This is a genomic window from Geitlerinema calcuttense NRMC-F 0142, assembly GCF_030285425.1.
The window spans coordinates 40858-60118 of record NZ_JASVEJ010000018.1; the positions used below are offsets into that span (position 1 = coordinate 40858).

General features: G+C 44.7%; 19 protein-coding genes. 15 read left to right on the forward strand and 4 right to left on the reverse strand.

What is annotated here, in order from left to right; translation table 11 throughout:
- Positions 1-24: 24 nt before the first annotated feature.
- Positions 25-2427: a tetratricopeptide repeat protein gene (locus tag QQ055_RS04840; protein WP_284474328.1), complete on the reverse strand. Its 2403-nt coding sequence runs from the start codon at positions 2425-2427 to the stop codon at positions 25-27.
- A 155-nt stretch (positions 2428-2582) separates the two neighbouring features.
- Between QQ055_RS04840 and QQ055_RS04845 the strand changes: the two genes are divergently transcribed.
- Positions 2583-2765 (forward strand): hypothetical protein, encoded by a 183-nt coding sequence (locus tag QQ055_RS04845; RefSeq protein ID WP_284474329.1) that lies wholly within the window; start codon positions 2583-2585, stop codon positions 2763-2765.
- A gap of 109 nt (positions 2766-2874) precedes the next feature.
- A complete protein-coding gene (locus tag QQ055_RS04850) occupies positions 2875-3078 on the forward strand; it encodes an NfeD family protein (protein ID WP_284474330.1) in 204 nt (67 codons plus the stop codon).
- Positions 3079-3137: 59 nt separating this feature from the next.
- Here the strand turns inward: QQ055_RS04850 and QQ055_RS04855 are convergent, their stop codons facing one another.
- Positions 3138-5531, reverse strand: a complete 2394-nt coding sequence (locus tag QQ055_RS04855) for a tetratricopeptide repeat protein (RefSeq protein ID WP_286004287.1) — start codon at positions 5529-5531, stop codon at positions 3138-3140.
- 840 nt (positions 5532-6371) lie between these two features.
- On the opposite strand from QQ055_RS04855, the gene QQ055_RS04860 reads away from it, so the two are divergent.
- The 4 genes from QQ055_RS04860 to QQ055_RS04875 all read left to right on the forward strand — a co-directional run bounded on the left by QQ055_RS04860 (position 6372) and on the right by QQ055_RS04875 (position 7841).
- A complete protein-coding gene (locus QQ055_RS04860) occupies positions 6372-6587 on the forward strand; it encodes an NfeD family protein (RefSeq protein ID WP_241829414.1) in 216 nt (71 codons plus the stop codon).
- Between the two features lie 125 nt (positions 6588-6712).
- Positions 6713-6862, forward strand: a complete 150-nt coding sequence (locus tag QQ055_RS04865) for a hypothetical protein (RefSeq protein ID WP_284474333.1) — start codon at positions 6713-6715, stop codon at positions 6860-6862.
- A gap of 45 nt (positions 6863-6907) precedes the next feature.
- On the forward strand, positions 6908-7453 hold the full coding sequence (locus QQ055_RS04870) for a DUF6232 family protein (protein ID WP_284474334.1): 546 nt from the start codon (positions 6908-6910) through the stop codon (positions 7451-7453).
- A gap of 28 nt (positions 7454-7481) precedes the next feature.
- A complete protein-coding gene (locus QQ055_RS04875) occupies positions 7482-7841 on the forward strand; it encodes a hypothetical protein (RefSeq protein ID WP_284474335.1) in 360 nt (119 codons plus the stop codon).
- Positions 7842-7920: 79 nt separating this feature from the next.
- On the opposite strand, the gene chlP is transcribed toward QQ055_RS04875, so the two are convergent.
- Positions 7921-9141 (reverse strand): geranylgeranyl reductase, encoded by a 1221-nt coding sequence (chlP, locus tag QQ055_RS04880; protein ID WP_069969312.1) that lies wholly within the window; start codon positions 9139-9141, stop codon positions 7921-7923.
- A gap of 203 nt (positions 9142-9344) precedes the next feature.
- Here chlP and yidD point away from each other — a divergent pair, with 203 nt between their 5' ends.
- Entirely contained in the window at positions 9345-9836 is a 492-nt protein-coding gene (yidD, locus tag QQ055_RS04885; protein ID WP_286004288.1) for a membrane protein insertion efficiency factor YidD, read from the forward strand.
- Positions 9837-10081: 245 nt separating this feature from the next.
- Positions 10082-11098 (forward strand): sulfate/molybdate ABC transporter ATP-binding protein, encoded by a 1017-nt coding sequence (locus tag QQ055_RS04890; protein WP_284474337.1) that lies wholly within the window; start codon positions 10082-10084, stop codon positions 11096-11098.
- Position 11099: 1 nt separating this feature from the next.
- Here the strand turns inward: QQ055_RS04890 and QQ055_RS04895 are convergent, their stop codons facing one another.
- The gene (locus QQ055_RS04895; protein WP_283360445.1) at positions 11100-12914 is read right to left on the reverse strand and encodes an ABC transporter ATP-binding protein; all 1815 of its coding nucleotides are present in this window, start codon (positions 12912-12914) and stop codon (positions 11100-11102) included.
- 144 nt (positions 12915-13058) lie between these two features.
- Between QQ055_RS04895 and QQ055_RS04900 the strand changes: the two genes are divergently transcribed.
- The 7 genes from QQ055_RS04900 to QQ055_RS04930 all read left to right on the forward strand — a co-directional run bounded on the left by QQ055_RS04900 (position 13059) and on the right by QQ055_RS04930 (position 18798).
- Positions 13059-13505: a Tse2 family ADP-ribosyltransferase toxin gene (locus QQ055_RS04900; protein ID WP_284474338.1), complete on the forward strand. Its 447-nt coding sequence runs from the start codon at positions 13059-13061 to the stop codon at positions 13503-13505.
- Between the two features lie 36 nt (positions 13506-13541).
- A complete protein-coding gene (locus tag QQ055_RS04905; RefSeq protein ID WP_286004289.1) occupies positions 13542-14069 on the forward strand; it encodes a hypothetical protein in 528 nt (175 codons plus the stop codon).
- 68 nt (positions 14070-14137) lie between these two features.
- Positions 14138-15181 carry a M42 family metallopeptidase gene (locus QQ055_RS04910; RefSeq protein ID WP_284474341.1) on the forward strand — a complete coding sequence of 348 codons (1044 nt, stop codon included), beginning with the start codon at positions 14138-14140 and terminating at the stop codon, positions 15179-15181.
- A 68-nt stretch (positions 15182-15249) separates the two neighbouring features.
- Positions 15250-15705 carry a CBS domain-containing protein gene (locus QQ055_RS04915; RefSeq protein ID WP_283360449.1) on the forward strand — a complete coding sequence of 152 codons (456 nt, stop codon included), beginning with the start codon at positions 15250-15252 and terminating at the stop codon, positions 15703-15705.
- 50 nt (positions 15706-15755) lie between these two features.
- The gene (gene nblB, locus QQ055_RS04920; protein ID WP_284474342.1) at positions 15756-16421 is read left to right on the forward strand and encodes a phycobilisome degradation protein NblB; all 666 of its coding nucleotides are present in this window, start codon (positions 15756-15758) and stop codon (positions 16419-16421) included.
- Between the two features lie 196 nt (positions 16422-16617).
- Positions 16618-17985 carry a glycoside hydrolase 100 family protein gene (locus tag QQ055_RS04925; protein WP_069969304.1) on the forward strand — a complete coding sequence of 456 codons (1368 nt, stop codon included), beginning with the start codon at positions 16618-16620 and terminating at the stop codon, positions 17983-17985.
- Positions 17986-18204: 219 nt separating this feature from the next.
- Positions 18205-18798 (forward strand): L,D-transpeptidase, encoded by a 594-nt coding sequence (locus QQ055_RS04930; protein WP_284474343.1) that lies wholly within the window; start codon positions 18205-18207, stop codon positions 18796-18798.
- The last annotated feature ends 463 nt before the right edge of the window (positions 18799-19261 follow it).

Here is a 19261-nt window from a genome sequence, read left to right on the forward strand (position 1 = left end):
ATTTATTGATAAAACACGAAAGTTTTAGTGATTTATTGAATCCTGAACCTTTTTAATCTGCTGAGGAGCATTAATGCAATTCCAGAGAGCAATTGCTTTATCAAAATATTCTTGGCTTTTTTGGATGTCTTCTATTAGCTTATACGTTAAACCACATTGATAATAAGCTTCTGCTAAATCACATTTAGCTCCAATTTTCTCAAGAATTTCTATAGACTCTATATGATTATCAAATGCGGTATGAAAGTTATTGTCTAGTCGGTAAAGTTCCGCAAGACCCGTTAGGGCTTTTGCCTTAACTTGTGGATAATGTATTTCTCTAGAAAAATGTATAGCCTCCTGATATGATTTAAAAGATTCTTTATACTCTTTTAGCTCTTTATACGTTAATGCAATAAATAACAGTCCATAACCATGAATCCATGTATTAGATGTTATTGAAGATAGCAATGCCTTAGATAAATAGTTTCTAGACTCAGCAAAGTTTGCTGCTTTCGCCTCAATAAAAGCAAGCAATATTAAACAGTCATTTCCGGTAGATTGATTTCGTGCAGATAATTTTCTGAAAAATTCTGTTTTGCCATACTGTTTAATATGAGACATATATAATTGATAAGAGTCAATCAAGATTTCTTTTGCTATGTCAAGATTTAGTCTATCTATTTCGCAAAGGGCAACATTAAATTTAGAATTACAGATTATGCGACTACATTTTATAGTGTCTTCTCTATTATTTTTTTCTAAATAGAGATACTCTTGAGCGAGATGTCCGCTTTTTAAATGAAAAGAAATTGATTTGCAAAGATTTCCTCTTAACCATTCAATGTCACCCCATATGTTATGTAACTTAACCAAGGAGTATCCTGCACTAATCTTGTTTAATATTTTTTCAATAAAATTCGTCATTTGATTTAACAATCCTAAACGAGAAAATGAGTCTCCTAATGTTTCACCACGCTCACCTCTATTGTCACGTTCTTGTAAAATAATTTGACTTGCTGAATCAAAGTCTTCATTTGCTACATAGTGATGATAAGCTTCTATCGCTTTAACTGCTTGTTCAACTATTTCAATACTTTTAGTATTTTCCGTCCAAAAACTAGCTGCTTCATTATTTGTTGTTTTCCAATCTTCACTTACTCTAAGTCTACCAATCGCCTCTTCTCGAATAACTGGATGTAGCCAGTATTCGTCTTTGCTAAAATCGATTAGGGAGCGGTCTTTTAGAGACTTTAGCACTCGCATCCGTTGAGATTCTGTTACATCCCAAAGTAAACACAAGATGCCTTCAAGTGGTACAGAAGGAACGTCTTGATAGCGATAGCAACCTAAACGACACAGAAGCTTATAGGTATCGGGACAATTTTGCTGTAAACGATTGAATTGGCTAATTACTAAATCTCGCAGTTCTGCCTCAACCAATAAATCTCCCTGAGCAACCTTCCAGTAGTCTTCAGCATCCCCTTCATAATCAATGTGGATAGCACTGCTGAGGAGTTCCATCGCCTTAGCATTGCCTCCATAGGCTTTATTCATCTTCTCAGTTAGAGGTAAATTAGATTGAATATTGCGGCTGATAAAAAAGGTTTGCCAAGCTTCTATACTTAATCCTTTCAACTGATAAGGGGAAACAGGAATAGCCGATTCATGCAAGCGCTCACGACTGGTAATAAGAGTTACAGATTTAACCCCTGAATCGGCAAAAATGCTAAATAAGTCTACATACTGACGATGAGCCTTAATAAATTTACCATTGACTAAAGCAGGCTCTAGATTATCAACCAGAATACCAATTCTTTTCTTAGAATCTCGCAATTTCTGTCTGAGTCGCTCTTTCGCAACCCCAAATTCTCGCCCAGGTTCCTCATTAAAATATTTCCGCAGCCATTCTTCAACTACGCTGGCGGCTGAAGTGATGCTTTGAGTTTCTTTCCCCATCCACAGTTCTAATACAATATCGAAGTTCGTTTTGAGATATTCCCAAGCTAGTTTAGTTTTGCCAACCCCTCCAGGTGCATAAATTAGAATAATTTTGCGTCCTTCATCAATCAGGGTATCCAGTTCTCTGAAATCGCCTTCTCTCCCCAAAAAGTTAGCCGATGTCTGATCGGGGGATACAGAAACCTCATCCTCTATAAGTGTTTCTTGCTCTTGTACTTCTTCTAGAGTATCGCTTACTGACACTAAATCCGGTCTATACTGACGGAAAACTTGAATCAATTCAGGGCGCTTTGAACGTTCTCCATATTGAGACGTTAGGCGAAATCCTGTACAGATTTTTTCAATATGCTTTCTGACGGTTGATTCTGCAATATTTAGAGATTTTGCTATTTCTCCATCCGCTTCTCCCGTCAAAACCCTCAGCAAAACCTCTCGTTGTCTGTCCGTTAGCTTGGTAAACCGTTCTTCAAACTGCTGTTGATTCATGCTTCTCAACACACTGCTAGATGCTTACACGAGCTTGAATACTCTATCTAAGGGTGAGTCATGATACACAACCTCTTCCCTGTGTATCTGTGTACTGCTTTCATAAAAATTAGGTGGTCAATACCACCTGTGCCACAACTTTGGAGGCTAGGCATATGAGCCGTTTTGAGCGTGTGTCCCTCATTCTAATCTCAATCGGGTTAACCATCCAGGCTGGTGCATTCTGCTTGCAGGTTGACCAATATATGTATCATAAATCTCAAACTTCCCTTCTGCCCACTGTAGAAGCCGATCTCGGCAATCAGCAATTTTGCCCGATCGCCTCTTCTTCCAATTAAGCGCGATCGCACTTTTGCATAAAACCCTACCTCTTTCCCTGATAAGAGATTAAGGGTTGAGGGTGCATCTTTTTCCAACTGTTAAAAAATGCTTACGAGGTTGAAAGCTATGTTTATCCTCAGCGATGATTGGGATAGAGAAGCGATTATCGAAGAAGAAATTCAACCATTAAGATCCGGACGAGCTAAATTTAGAGGGTCTTGGTGGCCTGCTCGGTGCGATCGCCCTATCTCTCTTCAACCCGGTGAATTCGTGCGAGTTGTGGATATTCGCAATATTACCCTAATTGTAGAACCGATTTTGAAGCCTTAGTCTTTAGGGGATACTGAAGGGAAGCGCGATCGCCTATTATAGCGATGTTAGTATCCCCCTCAAGCGCGATCGCTCTTTTTCATGAATTCTCGAACTCGCTCAACTTGCTTAACCGCTTGCATCCGAGTAAAGAGTTCAATGGCTTGCTCAAAATGACCATAGCTCTCTCCCCATTCTCCTTGCTTTTGTTTTGTGAGTGCCAACTGAAGATAAGCTTCTGCTAAATCTGAATTTGCACCCATTTTTTCGAGTAACGCAATTGATTCTTGATGGTAATTCAGCGCGTCTTCTAGTTTTTCTTGACGGGAATAAAGCATCGCCAGTCCAGTTAAAGCCTTTGCTTTGATTTGTAAATAGTTGCTAGCTTCAGCAAAGGCGATCGCGCGTCTTAACATTTGCTCAGACTCCTCTAGATAGTGGAGATTTGCATAGGTTAAACCTAGCAGCACTAAAGCATATCCTTGGCTCCAAGAACTCCATTGAGTTACAATTAGCTGGCTATCGACTTGTTGGGCAAGTTGAAAAGCTCGATCGGGCAATCCTTGAAGGGAATAGAGATAAGCTAAATGATACCAACAAGCTAATACATATCGATGTAGTTCTGGACGCTCGAAGCTTGCTTGACAATTTTGAAAAATCTCTATAGCCTGTTCAATTTCTCCTAAGTCGATAAAAGCACAGCCAAGGTCAATTAGAGAAGCTGCTTTAACGCTTTTAAGTCTAATCTCTTGGTTGATATTCAAAGATTGTAAAGGATGCTTTTGTAAAACTCGATCGGCTAACTGATAAGCACTTTTGTAATATTCAATGGCGGGTAGAATATCTCCAATTAAGCTATTGAGATAGCCAAAGATGATATTGAGTTCGCTGAGTATCGCTTCATTCTCAACCTTGTCAATAATTTGCGCGATCGCTCTGAACATTGGGTGCAATAATCCAACGCGCCAAAAAGAAATTCCTAGGGGTTCGGCAATATGCCATTTATTTTTTCTCCGGTGAAGGATGACTTGAGCTGCATTCTCAAAATCTTTAATTTCAAGTGCATGATAGTAAGCTTCAAAGGCTTGTATTGCTTCTTCAATCTTTTCGACCGATTGAATGCTATCTGTCCAAAAATCAGCAGCTATAGAATGAGCTTGTTTCCAGTCATCGCTAGTCTTTAATCGATTAATAGCTTCGGTTTTGATGGCTGGATGTAACCAGTATTCATTTTTGTTAAATTCAATCAAACAACGGTCTTTCAAGGCATTAAGGATGCGAAGCTTCTGGCTTTTAGGAACATCCCAAAGCAAAGACAAAACGCCAGACAAAGGAATCTGAGGATTATCTTGATAGCGATAACACCCCAAGCGGCATAATAACTGATAAGCTTCTAAATTAATTCTTTTTAATCGCTCAAACTGACTAACGATCAAATCTTGCAAATCGGCTTCGCTTAATAAATCTAATTGGGCGGATTGCCAATAAGTATTTAGATCGTTTTGATAATCGAGTTGGACGGTACTGCTTATGATTTCCATTGCTTTAGCATTTCCGCCATAGGCTTTATTCATCGCAAACAACAGCGGATAATGCTCTTCATTAATAATATTTTTACGAGTAAAGAATGTTTGCCAAGCGCTCGCACTCAACCCTTCAAGACGATAATTTCCTAAAGAGATTGTTGCTTCTCGCAGTCGTTCGCGACTGGTGATTAGCGTAACCGAGTTAACCGCCGGATCGGTTAAAATTCGGAACAATTCTAAGTATTCTGAACGATGGCGATCGCAAAATTTACCATTCCCATCTAAAACGGTTTCTAAGTTATCGATTAAAACTCCAACCGTCGATTGAGAATTGCGTAACTTTTGCCTGAGTCTTTCCTTCGCAATTCCAAATTCTCGACCCGGTTCTTCATTAAAATGTCTTCTCAACCATTCTTCCACTACGCTAGCGGCTGAAGTCAAGTTTTCCACCTCTTGAGCCATCCACAACTCAAGCAAAGGCTGATATTTCTGGACATATTCCCAGGCTAAAGTCGTTTTACCCACTCCGCCAGGTGCATAAATCAAAATTGCCTTAGAGCCTTGTACAACGAGTTGATTTAAGTCGTCAATGGCTTGCTCTCGACCGACAAAATAATTGAAATAAGAAGGATTGCTAACTTGCTTTTCTGAATTAGATTGTGTTGTCCGTGCAGGCTTCTTGCTAACTACATTTTGCTCGCAGACTAATTCGGGTTGATAGTGTAAAAAAAGTTGAATTAACTCAGTTCGCTTAGATCGTTCGCCGGGTTGGGGTTGAATTTTCCAGGCTTTGCAAATTTTCTCAATATGCTTTCTAACTGTTGATTCTGTGATGTGTAAAGCTACAGCAATCTCTGCATCAGTTTCTCCTGAGAGCATCCGTAACAGCACTTCCCGTTGTCTATCAGGTAGTTGAGCAAATTTTTCTTGAAATAGCTGTTGATTCATGATCTGATGCAACCCGTGAATAGAGTACACAAACTCAGCTTGTGACTTGTGGTACACATCTCTTTTCTTGTGTACTTGTGTACTGCTTTGATGAGAAACAGTTAAGCAATCAGCCTGACATCAGGAAGCCAAACAGCCTGCATCCTTAAGACTTCCCGATGGTAGATAGCTTTTCAAACCAGTATTTAATCCAGAGTCTAACCATGCTGAGAAAAATTACCAGGGTAACAATTCTACAAAGCGCGATCGCTGCTCTTACTATAGCAACATCACTTCCTCTAGCGGCTCAAGCCAGTAATTGGTGGGCGGGACCGGAAAGGTCAGGTGAGTGTTATATCCCCAACATGCAAACTAGCTTCAGATGTCAGTTTGGTCCTTATAGACGGGTACAAGGAGCTAGGCAAATAGGAGGGTTTTATATTAATCCCACTAACAGGGTTGGGCAGACTGGCAGAATTCCTTTGGAATATCGAGTTAATGGAGGAAATTGGGTACCTGCATTCATTACTATGAATGCGACTAGAGGAAATTATATCGATTTTGGCAATGGCGTGCATAGCTTTGAATATCGATTTCCCCGTCCCCAGAATGGACCTCTCAGAGCAGGAGGAGGAACAATTTACTTTAGAATGAACTATGACTTGGATAGATAATTGAAGCTCAATATTGCTCTCTCATCAGTTACTATCGGCGGCTCTATAGCGTTCAGGCTCTACAAAAAACGAACTTTTGCATAAATTCTTGAATTTCCGCCGATAGAACATTAAGGGAATGACCTTTACAACCGGATTCTATCTCAGGGTGCATTATTTCTCACACACTAGCGCTGAAGAGGATTCAATGATGTTGTTTTTCAGCGATGAATGGGATCGAGAAGCCATTGTTGACGAAGAAATTCCTCCCCGACGACCTGGACGCGCTCAGTTTAGGGGGTCTTACTGGATGGCTCGATGCCAGCAACCCATTTTACTTAAACCGGGTACGTTAGTGCGCGTTATCGAAATTCGCAATACCACCTTAATTGTAGAGCCTGTTCCCAATTACGACTCTCAATAAGCCTTCTGGAGAGAGTGTTATTTCTGATTGTCCTGTTTAGTCTCTCTCCTGTTTTGAGTTAACTCAGTCATTTCTTGAATTTATCTTTTCTGCTCCGTTGCTTGTCGCATTCGGGTTCATTTACCATGCAAAAAATCATCTTTTTCCTACTCGTCTTCACTGCTGCTATCGTTGCGCTGCAACTTCCGACTCAAGCCTTTTTTACAGTTAAAATTGTGGCTCAAAGTTCCGAGCGGTGTTTTGAAAATTCCGGCGACATTATTTGTCCTCCTTAAAAAGCAGTTGCTTTCTATCTGTTGAACCTTACTTCTCTAAGAGCCATGATTAATCAACTTCTGGGGAACGAAGCCGACAAACTAAAGGAAATCAAGACCTCAGTGCTAAAACTACGTGGAAAAACCTTGATTTTTGAAAATTCCATCTACCAAATACCCAATATTTCGTCTTTGGAACTCGTCGATTTGTCAAGTGTTAAGCCAATGCCTAAATATTTCTTATGGCTATTACTCGTTGGCGTTGTACTACTGTTTTTACCTCATTCTGGTATGAAAATTTTAGGGCTTGTAATTCTTGGCGTCCTGACTTGGTTATTCGATCAATATCAACAAGCAAAGAATACAACCCGCTATGGCTTGAGCATCCAATTAAATTCGGGTGAAAATCCTGTACTGGTAAGTCCGGATGTAGAATTCCTCAAACGAATCATGTTGGTTTTTTACAACATTATGAATAGTGACGAGCTAAAAGCATTTAACTTTAATTTTGACCAACGACAAATTGACAATAAGTCCATTCACGTTGGCACTATGAACGGTTCTAATCTCATTAGTGGAACCGTAACGGGTAATGTTGTCAGTAATGTTTAGAGTTTATTGTTCTTGAGGGTATTTTACTATGAGTGGCGATCGCATTAACGTTGGATCGATGACGGGTTCTAACCTAGTAACGGGTCAAGTGACTGGCAATGTCAGTAGTTCAAGTCATTCATCGGAATCTGCGCCTAAGCAAACGCTAGCAGAAGCGGCGACTGAAATTCAACAGCTTTTAGTTCAACTGGACAAAACTAACCCAACAGCAACGGAATCTGAACAAATTTCTTATGTTAATATTGCAACTCAACCCAGTTTCAAGCAACGGACTGTAGCTGCCTTGAAAGCAGGAGGAGAAACTGCACTAGACCAGTTAATCCTAGAAAATAAATACTTAAAGATTGTGAAGGCAGTCATTAAAGGCTGGTTCAATTCCCAGGCTTAAAAGGTGTGGAGTACAGGGAGACACAAAAAAGGGGGATATTTCACCCCCTTTCTTGATTGTTCAAATTATCTGATAATGCCTAGGGCGCTAAAGCATTGCCGCGCAGTAAGCTACCGATGGTTTTGGCTGTAATCTTCATTTGAATCAGAGGATTTGCCGGAACAACGGTTTTGTAGAGGTAGCTGTCAAAGGTGAGCTTTTGCACGTCCTTATCGGCACACATTTCTACAAACGCTTCCCGCGTGGCATCGGAACGGTAGAAGACGCGTTGCAGGATATCCAGAACCTTGTAGGTCATGCCGTATTTCTTATCCCAGCGCTTGAGATAAACCTTGAGGTCATCTTCGGTGGGGATGCGAGTTCCGCCATTGGAGAACTCGACGATGGTTTCAGCACACATCCGCGCAGACTTAGCGGCGAAGTAGATGCCTTCACCGGAAGACTTGGTAACGGTTCCCGCAGCATCGCCAACTAAGGCAACCCGGCCGACGACGCGGCGCGGACGGGGATGTTCGGGGATGGGGTGAGCTTCAACTTTGATGATTTCGCCGCCTTCAAGCCGTTTGGCTGCGCGAGCGCGAATTCCAGCTTGTAAGTTCTTGATGTCAGCTTTGTTCACCTTCATGGTGCCGGTACCGACGGCTACGTGGTCGTATTTGGGGAAGACCCAGGCGTAGAAGTCGGTGGAAACATCGTTACCCACGTACATTTCGGCGAGGTCTTCGTAATAGGCCATTTTGTCTTGGGGAAGACGAATGCGCTCTTGGAAGGCGATCGCATAATTGTAATCCCCCGCGTCAATTGCTTTAGCAACGCGAGAGTTTGCTCCATCTGCTCCAATCACCACATCCGCCTGAAGTGTCTTCATCACCCCTTCTGCACTGCCATCGGAATGATCGGCGTAATGCAAAGTATAGGGACGATTTGCACTGGTAGGAATATCGAGTTTATAAACGGTTCCATTAATCAGTTTGGCACCTAATTTGGCTGCCCGGTCGCGCATGAAGCCGTCGAGAACTTCCCGGCGGCACATGCCGATATATTCATCTTCTTTTTCAATATTGATATCGACCTCAACGTTCGAGGGCGAGATCATTTTCATCTTTCTCACCCGACGGTCAATAATTTCGGGGGGTAGATCGAACTCGCTGACCATGCACAAGGGAATCGCACCGCCACAAGGCTTGGCATTGTCTAACTTGCGCTCGAATAGATAAGTTTCGATTCCAGCTTTTGCTAGGGTTTCGGCAGCGCTCGATCCTGCCGGGCCCGATCCAACAACAGCAACCCTTAGTGCCAAGGCTTTTCTCCCAATCTTTAACGATCGCTACGGTAGTGAATCGTATCACGGACTTTTACCTCCTCGGACGGAGTGAGTGCCAAATTCCCCGAAGTTGAAATACTGCTTAACATTTGTCGCGCCTTGGGTGTTCGCCTTCCACAGAACGGAATGGGATTGGGAAAGGTTGAATCTTTAACTTAAGAATCTGGGTGAAATCAACAATGAATGGAACTTGGCTGGATTTCGCGGTTCGCCATACGGCAGCGTCTTCAATTGGGAGTTATCAACGCTATATTTCCCCTCGGAAGGGATTTGCTTGTGCGTATCGAATTTTACACCGAGATTTGTCTTGTTCTGAGTATGCCAAACGCGCGATCGCCAAACATGGCATAGGAGACGCTATCCCTCTGATTCGTCAGCGTTTCCAAGCCTGCAAGCAAGCCAACCAAATGCTGAAAGCTAGATTTTCTCAAGTTAGCGATCGCCCCGAAGACGAAGAAAATCAAACCCGTCCGAAAAAACAACCCGATCGAGGCGTCTGCGCTTTCGGTTCCAATGACTGCCAAGAGGCTCTGTGCTGCGAGCCAACTGGCAGTATTCTAGAGTGTGGTGCTGAGAGCTGTAGTAACGACTCCAGTTGCCTAAATGATGGCTGTGGCGATTGCACGCCAGACTTAGACTGCTCTGGAGTAGATTGCTGTAGCTGCGGTTAGGAGATGCTGACGCAAATTTGGTCAGAATGCAACAAATTGTGATATAAATCTACAGTAACCCTATGGGTAATTCGGAAATTACACCCAACTGTTGGTAGACCAGGGCGATTGGTTACAAAACCGCGTTTTACTACCTGCATTTCCACCGAGGGATGAAGACTAGCCTAAAAATCTCTGGGATTAACGTGCCGTTCCGTCTTTCATCCTTCACTGTTACATTTTCCCAGATTTAGAGGTTTTTGAGCGTGGGCATTGTTGTTGAAAACGTATCTAAGCGGTTTGGTAGTTTTATTGCCGTTAACCAAGTCAGCTTAGAAGTCAAATCCGGCTCTTTGGTTGCTTTACTCGGTCCCTCTGGATCGGGTAAATCCACCCTATTGCGGCTCATTGCAGGGTTAGAATCCCCAGATGAAGGTAAGATTTTGCTGACGGGCAAAGATGCCACCTACCAAAGCGTGCAAGACCGGAATATTGGCTTCGTCTTCCAACACTATGCCCTATTCAAGCATATGACTGTGCGCCAGAATATCTCCTTTGGGTTAGATATTCGCAAAGTCCCCAAAACCCGACGTAAAGACCGGGTGGAAGAACTGCTAGAGTTAGTGCAATTGCAAGGATTAGGCGATCGCTATCCCTCGCAACTTTCCGGAGGACAGCGCCAGCGGGTGGCCTTAGCGAGAGCCTTAGCCGTCCAACCGCAAGTGCTACTCTTAGACGAACCCTTTGGCGCGTTGGATGCAAAAGTCCGCAAAGATTTACGCGCTTGGTTGCGACGGTTGCACGATGAAGTCCATGTTACAACCGTTTTCGTCACCCACGACCAAGAAGAAGCAATGGAAGTCTCGGACGAAATTGTGGTGATGAACCAGGGGAAAGTGGAACAAGTGGGAACCCCGGCTGATATTTACGACAACCCGGCTTCAGCATTTGTGATGAGCTTTATTGGCCCGGTGAATATTTTACCGAGTACCTCGCGGATCTTCGAGGGGAACGGGTTTGAGTCAGCGCATCCCGAAATCTTCTTGCGTCCTCACGATGTCGCGATTGAAACGACTGCTACAGAGAGTAGCGTACCCGCCAGAGTCGGACGGCTGATTAACTTGGGGTGGGAAGTTCAAGTTGAGTTATTGTTGGATGATGGACAGGTTTTAAACGCTCACTTGAATCGCGATCGCTTTAAAGAACTCCAACTACAACCCAACCAGCGCGTTTACGTTAAACCCAAGGAAGCCAAAACCTTTCCCCTCTACTACTCTATTTAACCTATTTCACGTCTCCCAACGCCTGTAAATTGTACAAGCTGGCATACAGCCCATTTTGAGTTAACAATTCCTCATGGGAACCCGACTCAATCAACTCACCCCGTTTTAACACCAAAATTCGGTCAACATTACGAATAGTCGAGAGGCGGTGAGCAATAATAATCGCCGTTCTCTCTTCCAAAAGCTGGTCTAAAGCAGTTTGAATGAGAACCTCTGTTCCCACATCCAAGTTCGCCGTTGCTTCATCCAAAACGAGAATTTTAGGTTCTCGAATCGCCACGCGAGCAAACGCTAATAGCTGCTTTTGTCCGCTGGACAGATTCGTTCCCCGTTCCCGCAATTGGGTATCATAGCCTTGGGGTAAATCTTCAATAAAGCTGGCAACATTAGTGGATTGAGCCGCTTTTTGAATTTGCTCTAGGCTATAGCGTTCTCCCAGAGAAATGTTACTTTTCACATCCCCAGCGAATAGAAACCCATCTTGTAAAATCACCCCAATATGGCGGCGAAGTTCGGATTGAGGAAGATCGCGAATATCAATCCCATCTACCAAAATTCGTCCCTTCGTGGGTTCGTAGAGGCGACACAGCAGGCGAATAATTGAGCTTTTTCCCGCACCTGTAGGGCCCACAAGCGCCACCTTTTCGCCCGGACGGATGGTAAAGTCTAAATTCTTGAGGACGTACTCATCCCCCTTGTAGGCGAACCACACTTGCTCAAAGCGAATTTCACCCGATTGGGCGCTAGATTCTGCCAGTTGTCCTTTAGAATCTACAGCATCGCGAATTTCAATCGGTTCGTTGAGGACATCGCTAATGCGTTCGATGGCGGTAAACCCGGCTTGTAGCATGGTGAATTTTTCAGCAAAGCGGCGCAAAGGGTCAAATAAACGCGGCGCAAATAAGATAAATTCTGCCAGTATCCCAAAACTCAGTTCCTCGCGCATCACCAGCACGCCACCCGCCCAGAGGACTACTGCGATCGCAAATAGCGCAATCCACTCTAGCGTGGCAGAAACCGCCGAATCGTGAAAGATGGTTTTATCCACCTCATGGATATATTTGTTATTGGTATTGCGAAACAGTTCGCTATTAAACCGTTCGCGCCGGAACAGTTGAACCACACCAATCCCGACAATATTTTCCTGTAACTGAGCGTTGAGAACTGAGAGTTCTTCCCGCGCTTTATAGTTCGCTTTACGATATTGCTGCTGAAAATAGATAATGACTGCCGTTACTGGCAATAACATTAAAACTAATAAACTGGCTAATTGCCATTGCCGCAAAAAGATAATGACGATAATAACAGCAATGGTAAAAATATCGTTGAGAATGCCAATAGCCCCGGTAGAAAATACTTCTCCCAAGGCTTCAACATCGCTCGTTAAGCGGGTAATTAATTTACCCACGGGCGTTCGGTCGAAAAAACGAACCGCCAGAGATGTGACATGATCGAAGAGATCGTTACGGATTTCTGCGGTCATTTGTTGACCGACTTTTTGCACTAAATATCCCTGCCACCCGACAAATAATAGGCGAATAATAACAGTAACTAACAATAAGCCGGAGAGAATATTTAAACCATTAGCCACGCTGAAATTGGCAAGAAGCGGCCAAACTTCCTCCTGGCGAATTAACGATACCGCTTGACCGACAATTAAGGGTTGAACGGCCCCTGCTAGGGACAATGGGATCAACAGGACAAAGCAGAGAATCAGCAAACCCTGATTCCGACGCGCATAGGGTACTAACCTCAAAAAGAGTTTCCAGTCACTCTCTGGGCGTCGCTGTTTTACCGAAGAAGTGCTAGGGTTCATACCAACTGAGAAAGAGTCATGCTTTCCCACTGTAGCGTAAGCTCAGGGCGATACCGCTGAGGTGGGGCCATCTCCTGCGATTCCCACAGCACGTCCTTGGGTTCAGTTCGCAAGTCCTGAAATATCACAATACAATTGGGATTGATGGCCAAACTGTATTATCGAGGTATGGTTGAGCAAGATGGCAAACCCAAAATGGGGCGAAGTGCTAGATTGCTAGGTGTTAGACCCGGAATTGATATTAATATTGAGCAATGGCCTGCTGGCTGTTTGGATGAGGAGGGTTATTTGCTGGCGGAATCAGATCGTCAACTGCAAGGGGAAGCGATCGCAGTGGCAATCAAGGATACTAAAGGGATGTCTGTCTCTTTATCGATTGAAGGATTACCCCCTTTCCGTAAACCTTCAAAGTTTGGAGGAACTAGCAAAGATGCTCTATGGCAACTTGATGACAGCAAAATTACGGGAGACTTGCAAGCAGTCCAAGATAGCTCAACCCATGTTAGCATCCAGCCAAGCGCTACTATGTCTCTAGCCCGGTATGAAGCAGCATTAGCCAGCACTCAAAATGATTGGGAAAGAGTCGAGTGAAGCAATATTTGTAGATGATTGCGGATGGATTAATTAATGGTATGGGTCTTTAGTTTATCGGCAGAGTGTGGCACACAAGAAGGCAACGCCAAGCAATTTGCTCAACATTTTCAACAAACCCAAGGGGTACTCTCTAACAATCATCAATATCAGGTTCGCGCTGATGTCTTTCAGGATCTTGAGGAGAACTGGTGGTGTAGAGTTTGCCCTCAAAGCTTGACAGAAGCGGGAGTCACTACTCCAGAAGATGCTTATTTATTGACAGAATTGGGAATTTTATTCTATCAGCATTTACAATCAGCCCCCCCCTTTCGTTATGCTTTGGTGGGTGTTGAAGTCGATGAGTTTAGAACCTATAGTGAATTGCTATTAGAATCTTCCAATCTAGAGTTTCCCGGCTTAGTATTAGCGATCGCAATTGCCAATCAGCTAGGTATCACTTCAACGTTTCGCCCGTTCAGTTCCGGCTATGTCTGGCAGCCTTACCAAGGTGAAACGTACAATCCCTTATTGGTTTCTCCAGAATTAAAAAGTAAGCTGAATCTTTTATTAGCGGTCGGTTGAGTGAGGTTGAGGGGCATTTCAAACTCCGTTTAGCGCATCATGGAATAGGACTGTTTTGCTAAATGGGTATGAGTGAGATTTACGATCGACTGTTTGAAACGATTGAAGAATTGGTATTGCAGCATTCGCCGAGTGGGGTGGAAGGAGAAATCGATCGGTTCTTGCTGAGTCGCTTGGCGAGTATGCAGGTAGAAGCCAACTTAGATGCGGCGGGCAATCTGATTATTAGGATACCGGGAAAAGACTCCCAAAGAGCGATCGCCATTACCGCCCACAAAGATGAAATTGGCGCAATTGTCAAAACCATTGGAGACGCGGGAAAAGTCGAAGTCCGCAAACTCGGCGGCGCGTTTCCCTGGGTGTATGGGGAAGGCGTTGTCGATTTATTAGGCGATCGCGCTACCTTAAGCGGTATCCTCAGTTTTGGTTCTCGCCATGTCTCCCACGAATCGCCCCAGAAAGCCCAACAGACCGATATGCCGCTAGCGTGGGAAGATGCTTGGGTAGAAACCAAATGCAGCGCCGAGGAATTAGAAGCGGCGGGAATTCGTCCGGGAACCCGCGTGGTAATTGGCAAACATCGCAAGCGCCCGATCCGCCTGAAAGATTATATTGCCAGCTATACCTTAGATAATAAGGCCTCAGTCGCCATTCTTTTAGCCTTAGCAGAACGGGTGAAACAGCCAGCCATTGATATTTACCTAGTCGCCTCCGCTAAAGAGGAAGTTGGGGCGATTGGGGCGCTATACTTTGCCCAACGCCAGCGCTTAGAAGCGTTAATTGCCTTAGAAATTTGTCCCCTAGCGCCAGAATACCCCATTGAAGACGGCGAGGCCCCAGTTTTACTCTCTCAAGATGGCTACGGCATCTACGATGAGGGGTTGAATCAGCAATTGCAACTGGCGGCGCAAATGGCAGAGATTCCCGTTCAACTAGCGGTTATTAGCGGGTTTGGTAGCGATGGATCGATCGCCATGAAATTTGGTTGCGTTCCCAAAGCCGCCTGTTTAGCCTTCCCCACCCAGAACACCCACGGTTATGAAATTGCCCATTTAGGCGCGATCGCCAACTGCATTACGATTCTAGAAACCTTTTGTCAACTGCCGATGTAGCTTCGGTTGTCCCCCACAATCTCTTAAAATTGAAGCGTTGACTGCTATTTTGAGAGTGATAAGCACGTATGCCCAAACTTGTTGCTGATGTGATGACCCGCGATCCGGTGGTGGTGAACCCCAAAGCCACCCTCCAGCAAGCCATTAACACCCTCGCCGAACATCGCATTAGCGGGCTTCCGGTGGTCGAAGAAGGCAAGTTAATCGGCGTAATCTCCGAAAGTGACCTGCTCTGGCAAGAAACGGGAGTGACGCCACCGCCTTATATTATGCTGCTCGATAGCGTAATTTTTCTGCAAAATCCCGCCACCTATGAAAAAGACTTGCACAAAGCAATGGGGTTAACCGTAGCAGAGGTGATGAGCGATCGCCCCATTACGATTGAAGCCGATCGACCTTTAAAAGACGCAGCCAAGCTGATGCACGAACGGAATATTCGCCGCCTTCCGGTACTCGATGAAGCGGGAACTTTAGTCGGAATTCTCACCCGTGGCGATATTATTCGCTCAATGGTTAAAGCTTAGTCAGCATTTTGTTTAAGCAACCTCTTTAAGGGAAACATCATAAAAAAAGCATGAGCGTTACACCTGAGTCAGTTCAACAATTATTAAGTTCGGATGATTATGGCGATCGCTTGCGGGGAGTGAACCAACTGCGCGAACTCGATCCGGCGATCGCGTTTGAGATGATTCAACCTGCAACAAACGATCCTAATGTCAGAGTCCGCTATGCGGCTGTCAGTCAGGTTTCTAGCCTAGGCGAACAAGATCGACAAGTGGCTTTAGAACTGTTGCGCGATCGCCTCCTCAACGATCCTGAAGCCGATGTCAAAGCCGCCGCCGCCGACTCCCTCGGCGCACTCCACTTAACCGAAGCCTATCCCGAACTCGAACAAATCTATCAAGAGAGTTCCGAGTGGTTGGTGAAATTTAGCATCCTCGCCGCATTAGGCGAACTGGGAGACTTGCGGGCGTTCGATCTGCTTAAACAAGGCTTAAGCGCTTCAACCGAACTCGAACAAACCGCCGCTATTAGCGCATTAGGCGAACTTGGAGATCCCCGCGCCGTCTCCCTACTCATCCCCTTTGCAACCAACCCAGACTGGCAAATTCGCTATCGGGTGGTGCAAGCACTGCATCGCTTAGGCACCTCAGAAGCACAGACAACTTTAGAACAACTCACCCGCGATGAGGTGGTACAAGTCGCCCAAGAAGCCAAAAATAGCTTAAGCACGATGTAAAAAATCGCTTAATTACTTTTTCCCTAGAGGCGTTCCCTCAAGAACGTCTCTTCCTTCTGCGAGAGGAGTGTCAACTACCTCTTTTGTGCGTGCGAGGGGATCTGGAGAAGGTTCAGGGAAAAGCCAGTTCAGTTAATTTTTTCAGCAGTGGGTAGTATCCTAAGTTTCGGTATAGTCCAGATCGTGAGGAGAAGCAATGCAAGAGCAGCCGGATTTGATCGCTAAAGCGTATACTGCCCTAGAGCAATCTGTTTTTTACTTTCAAAATCGCCCCATTGGTACCGTAGCCGCTTGCGATCCGGATGTGGAGTCGCTGAATTACGATCAATGTTTTATTCGCGATTTTGTCTCTTCTGCCCTCGTATTTTTAATTCGCGGACAAAATGAGATCGTCCAGAATTTTCTAGAGAAAACCCTGCGCTTGCAAGTCAAAGAAAGACAGTTTGACTTCTTTCAACCCGGTTTTGGCTTAATGCCTGCTAGCTTTAAGGTGACTACCGAAAATGGCGAACAAATCTTAAAAGCGGATTTTGGCGATCGCGCTATTGGTCGAGTCACCCCTGTAGACTCAAGTTTATGGTGGCTAATTATGCTGCGGGCTTATGTGAAAGCCACAGGAGATATAGGTTTAGCCCATCGCCCCGACTTTCAACGGGGAATTCGCCTTATTTTAGATTTATGCTTAGTGTCGCGCTTCGATATTTACCCAACCCTACTGGTTCCCGATGGCGCGTGCATGATCGATCGTCGCTTGGGAATAGCGGGACATCCTCTAGAAATTCAATCCCTATTCTACGCAGCCTTGCGCTCTGCACAGGAATTATTTCTGGTTAATGAAGAAAATAAATCGTTCCTGCAAGCCGTTAATACCCGTTTGGTTCCCCTCGCCCGACATATTCGCGAAGAATATTGGTTAGATAACTATCGCCTCAACGAAATTTATCGCTATCGCGTTGAAGAATACGGCGAAGAAGCCCTCAATCAATATAATATTTATTCTGAATCCATTCCCTTTGATTGGCTCTCTAAATGGTTGCCCCCGACGGGCGGTTATTTAGCCGGAAATTTAGGCCCTTCTCAACTCGATTGTCGCTTCTTTACCCTGGGGAATTTGATGGCAATTATTGCCGATTTAGCGAGCGTACCGCAATCGCAAGCCATTATGGAATTAATTACCTATCGTTGGGACGATCTAGTGGCTGAAATGCCCTTGAAATTATGCTATCCCGCCTTAGACGATCGCGAGTGGCAACTGCTGACGGGGTGCGATCCTAAAAATCGGGCCTGGTCTTATCATAATGGCGGAAGTTGGCCCGTTTTGCTATGGATGTTTGTCGCCGCCGCGATTAAAACGGGGCGAGAAGAATTAGCTCATCAAGCCATTGAAATTGCCGAACAACGCTTGTTGGTTGACGGTTGGCCGGAATACTATGATGGCAAAAATGGCCGGTTAATTGGCAAGGAAGCGCGGAAATTTCAAACTTGGACGATTACAGGCTACTTACTTGCTAAAGAGTTAATGGCAAAACCCGATGCTCTCAAGCTAATTAGTTTTCTGGATTGAACCGATCGCCTTTAAAGAAACTTCATCAAAAGTTCATAGAAGTTGCAAAATAGCCTCTGTACAAAGTTAGATTTTTCTTCAAAAAGGTCAAATTTCTAATGCGATGGCTCAAACTTCCGGTTGTAGTCTTTTGATGAGGAATCGAGTAAAATAATCTGTCAGTTTATCATGATTACAAACTGACAATCAACCTAGGCTAGAGGGCTTGAGACAACCGCTATGGAGAAACAACCATTGCACGGGCAACGCCAAAAATTATCGCTTTTGACCAGCCTTGTCAGTATTGCTACACTTTTAGGCAGCCTGCAAGTTAGTGCGATCGCCTCAACTCCAACAATAACCCTAAACGAAACCTTACTAGCGGCAGAAGAACCCCAACTTCCTCCCATCGGCGAACCCGCTAGCTTTTTGCCCTCCGTTACCGAACAACTACGCCTTGTGATTAAACTTGGAGAACGACGCGTTCGCGTTTACCAAGGCGAACAACTCAAAACTAGCTATCCCATCGCCGTGGGTAAACCCGGTTGGGAAACTCCAGTCGGCAGCTATACGGTGATGCAAATGGTGGAAAATCCCTATTGGGAACACCCCTGGACGGGAGAAGTATTTAAACCTGGCCCCGATAACCCGTTAGGATCTCATTGGATTGGTTTCTGGACGGACGGTAACAACTATATCGGCTTCCACGGTACCCCCAATGAAGACTCAGTAGGTCAACCCGCCTCCCACGGCTGCATACGGATGTATAACCAAGATATTTTAGCCCTCTTTTCAATGGTAGAAATGGGAACGCCCGTGATCGTCGAACCATAAAACAGGGTGGGGGGAAGAAGGGAGTTGGGAATTGGGAATTGGGAGTTAGGAGTTGGGGAAGAAGAAGGGAGTTGGGAGTTAGGAGTTGGGGGTTGGGGAGAAGAAGGGGTAAATACTGACTACCATACTTCTCTGACCACCGCTACTTGGTGTGCAAGCTACGGAACTTGGAACGAGCGCACTCTTTTCCCACTCAGCACTCTCCTTCCTCTATCCCAACCGTGTAGACATACAGCATTTTTCAGGTTCGTGAAGTACACTTTCTTCAAAGTCCCCCTTACTAAGGGGGATTTAGGGGGATCGTGCCGTATCTCATCCAATCAAAAACGCTATAAGATCTGATATCTGTAGAGAGTTTCTAATTTATGCAATAAAAAAAGTCAACCCGGAGAATGGGCGATCGCACTTTTAAAGACATTCCCTAATGACTCTGAGACTTCAGCCGAAAGCGGAAGATATCATT

Bases quoted from the DNA above. Each gene is read 5' to 3' on its own strand.
- QQ055_RS04905 (WP_286004289.1), top strand. From the start codon at position 13,542: ATGGTATGGGTCTTTAGTTTATCGGCAGAGTGTGGCACACAAGAAGGC.
- QQ055_RS04915 (WP_283360449.1), top strand. From the start codon at position 15,250: ATGCCCAAACTTGTTGCTGATGTGATGACCCGCGATCCGGTGGTGGTG.
- QQ055_RS04870 (WP_284474334.1), top strand. From the start codon at position 6,908: ATGATTAATCAACTTCTGGGGAACGAAGCCGACAAACTAAAGGAAATC.
- QQ055_RS04860 (WP_241829414.1), top strand. From the start codon at position 6,372: ATGATGTTGTTTTTCAGCGATGAATGGGATCGAGAAGCCATTGTTGAC.
- QQ055_RS04850 (WP_284474330.1), top strand. From the start codon at position 2,875: ATGTTTATCCTCAGCGATGATTGGGATAGAGAAGCGATTATCGAAGAA.
- QQ055_RS04910 (WP_284474341.1), top strand. From the start codon at position 14,138: ATGAGTGAGATTTACGATCGACTGTTTGAAACGATTGAAGAATTGGTA.
- QQ055_RS04930 (WP_284474343.1), top strand. From the start codon at position 18,205: ATGGAGAAACAACCATTGCACGGGCAACGCCAAAAATTATCGCTTTTG.
- QQ055_RS04840 (WP_284474328.1), bottom strand. From the start codon at position 2,427: ATGAATCAACAGCAGTTTGAAGAACGGTTTACCAAGCTAACGGACAGA.
- nblB (WP_284474342.1), top strand. From the start codon at position 15,756: ATGAGCGTTACACCTGAGTCAGTTCAACAATTATTAAGTTCGGATGAT.
- QQ055_RS04845 (WP_284474329.1), top strand. From the start codon at position 2,583: ATGAGCCGTTTTGAGCGTGTGTCCCTCATTCTAATCTCAATCGGGTTA.
- QQ055_RS04865 (WP_284474333.1), top strand. From the start codon at position 6,713: ATGCAAAAAATCATCTTTTTCCTACTCGTCTTCACTGCTGCTATCGTT.
- QQ055_RS04895 (WP_283360445.1), bottom strand. From the start codon at position 12,914: ATGAACCCTAGCACTTCTTCGGTAAAACAGCGACGCCCAGAGAGTGAC.
- QQ055_RS04925 (WP_069969304.1), top strand. From the start codon at position 16,618: ATGCAAGAGCAGCCGGATTTGATCGCTAAAGCGTATACTGCCCTAGAG.
- QQ055_RS04875 (WP_284474335.1), top strand. From the start codon at position 7,482: ATGAGTGGCGATCGCATTAACGTTGGATCGATGACGGGTTCTAACCTA.
- QQ055_RS04900 (WP_284474338.1), top strand. From the start codon at position 13,059: ATGGCCAAACTGTATTATCGAGGTATGGTTGAGCAAGATGGCAAACCC.
- yidD (WP_286004288.1), top strand. From the start codon at position 9,345: ATGAATGGAACTTGGCTGGATTTCGCGGTTCGCCATACGGCAGCGTCT.
- QQ055_RS04855 (WP_286004287.1), bottom strand. From the start codon at position 5,531: ATGAATCAACAGCTATTTCAAGAAAAATTTGCTCAACTACCTGATAGA.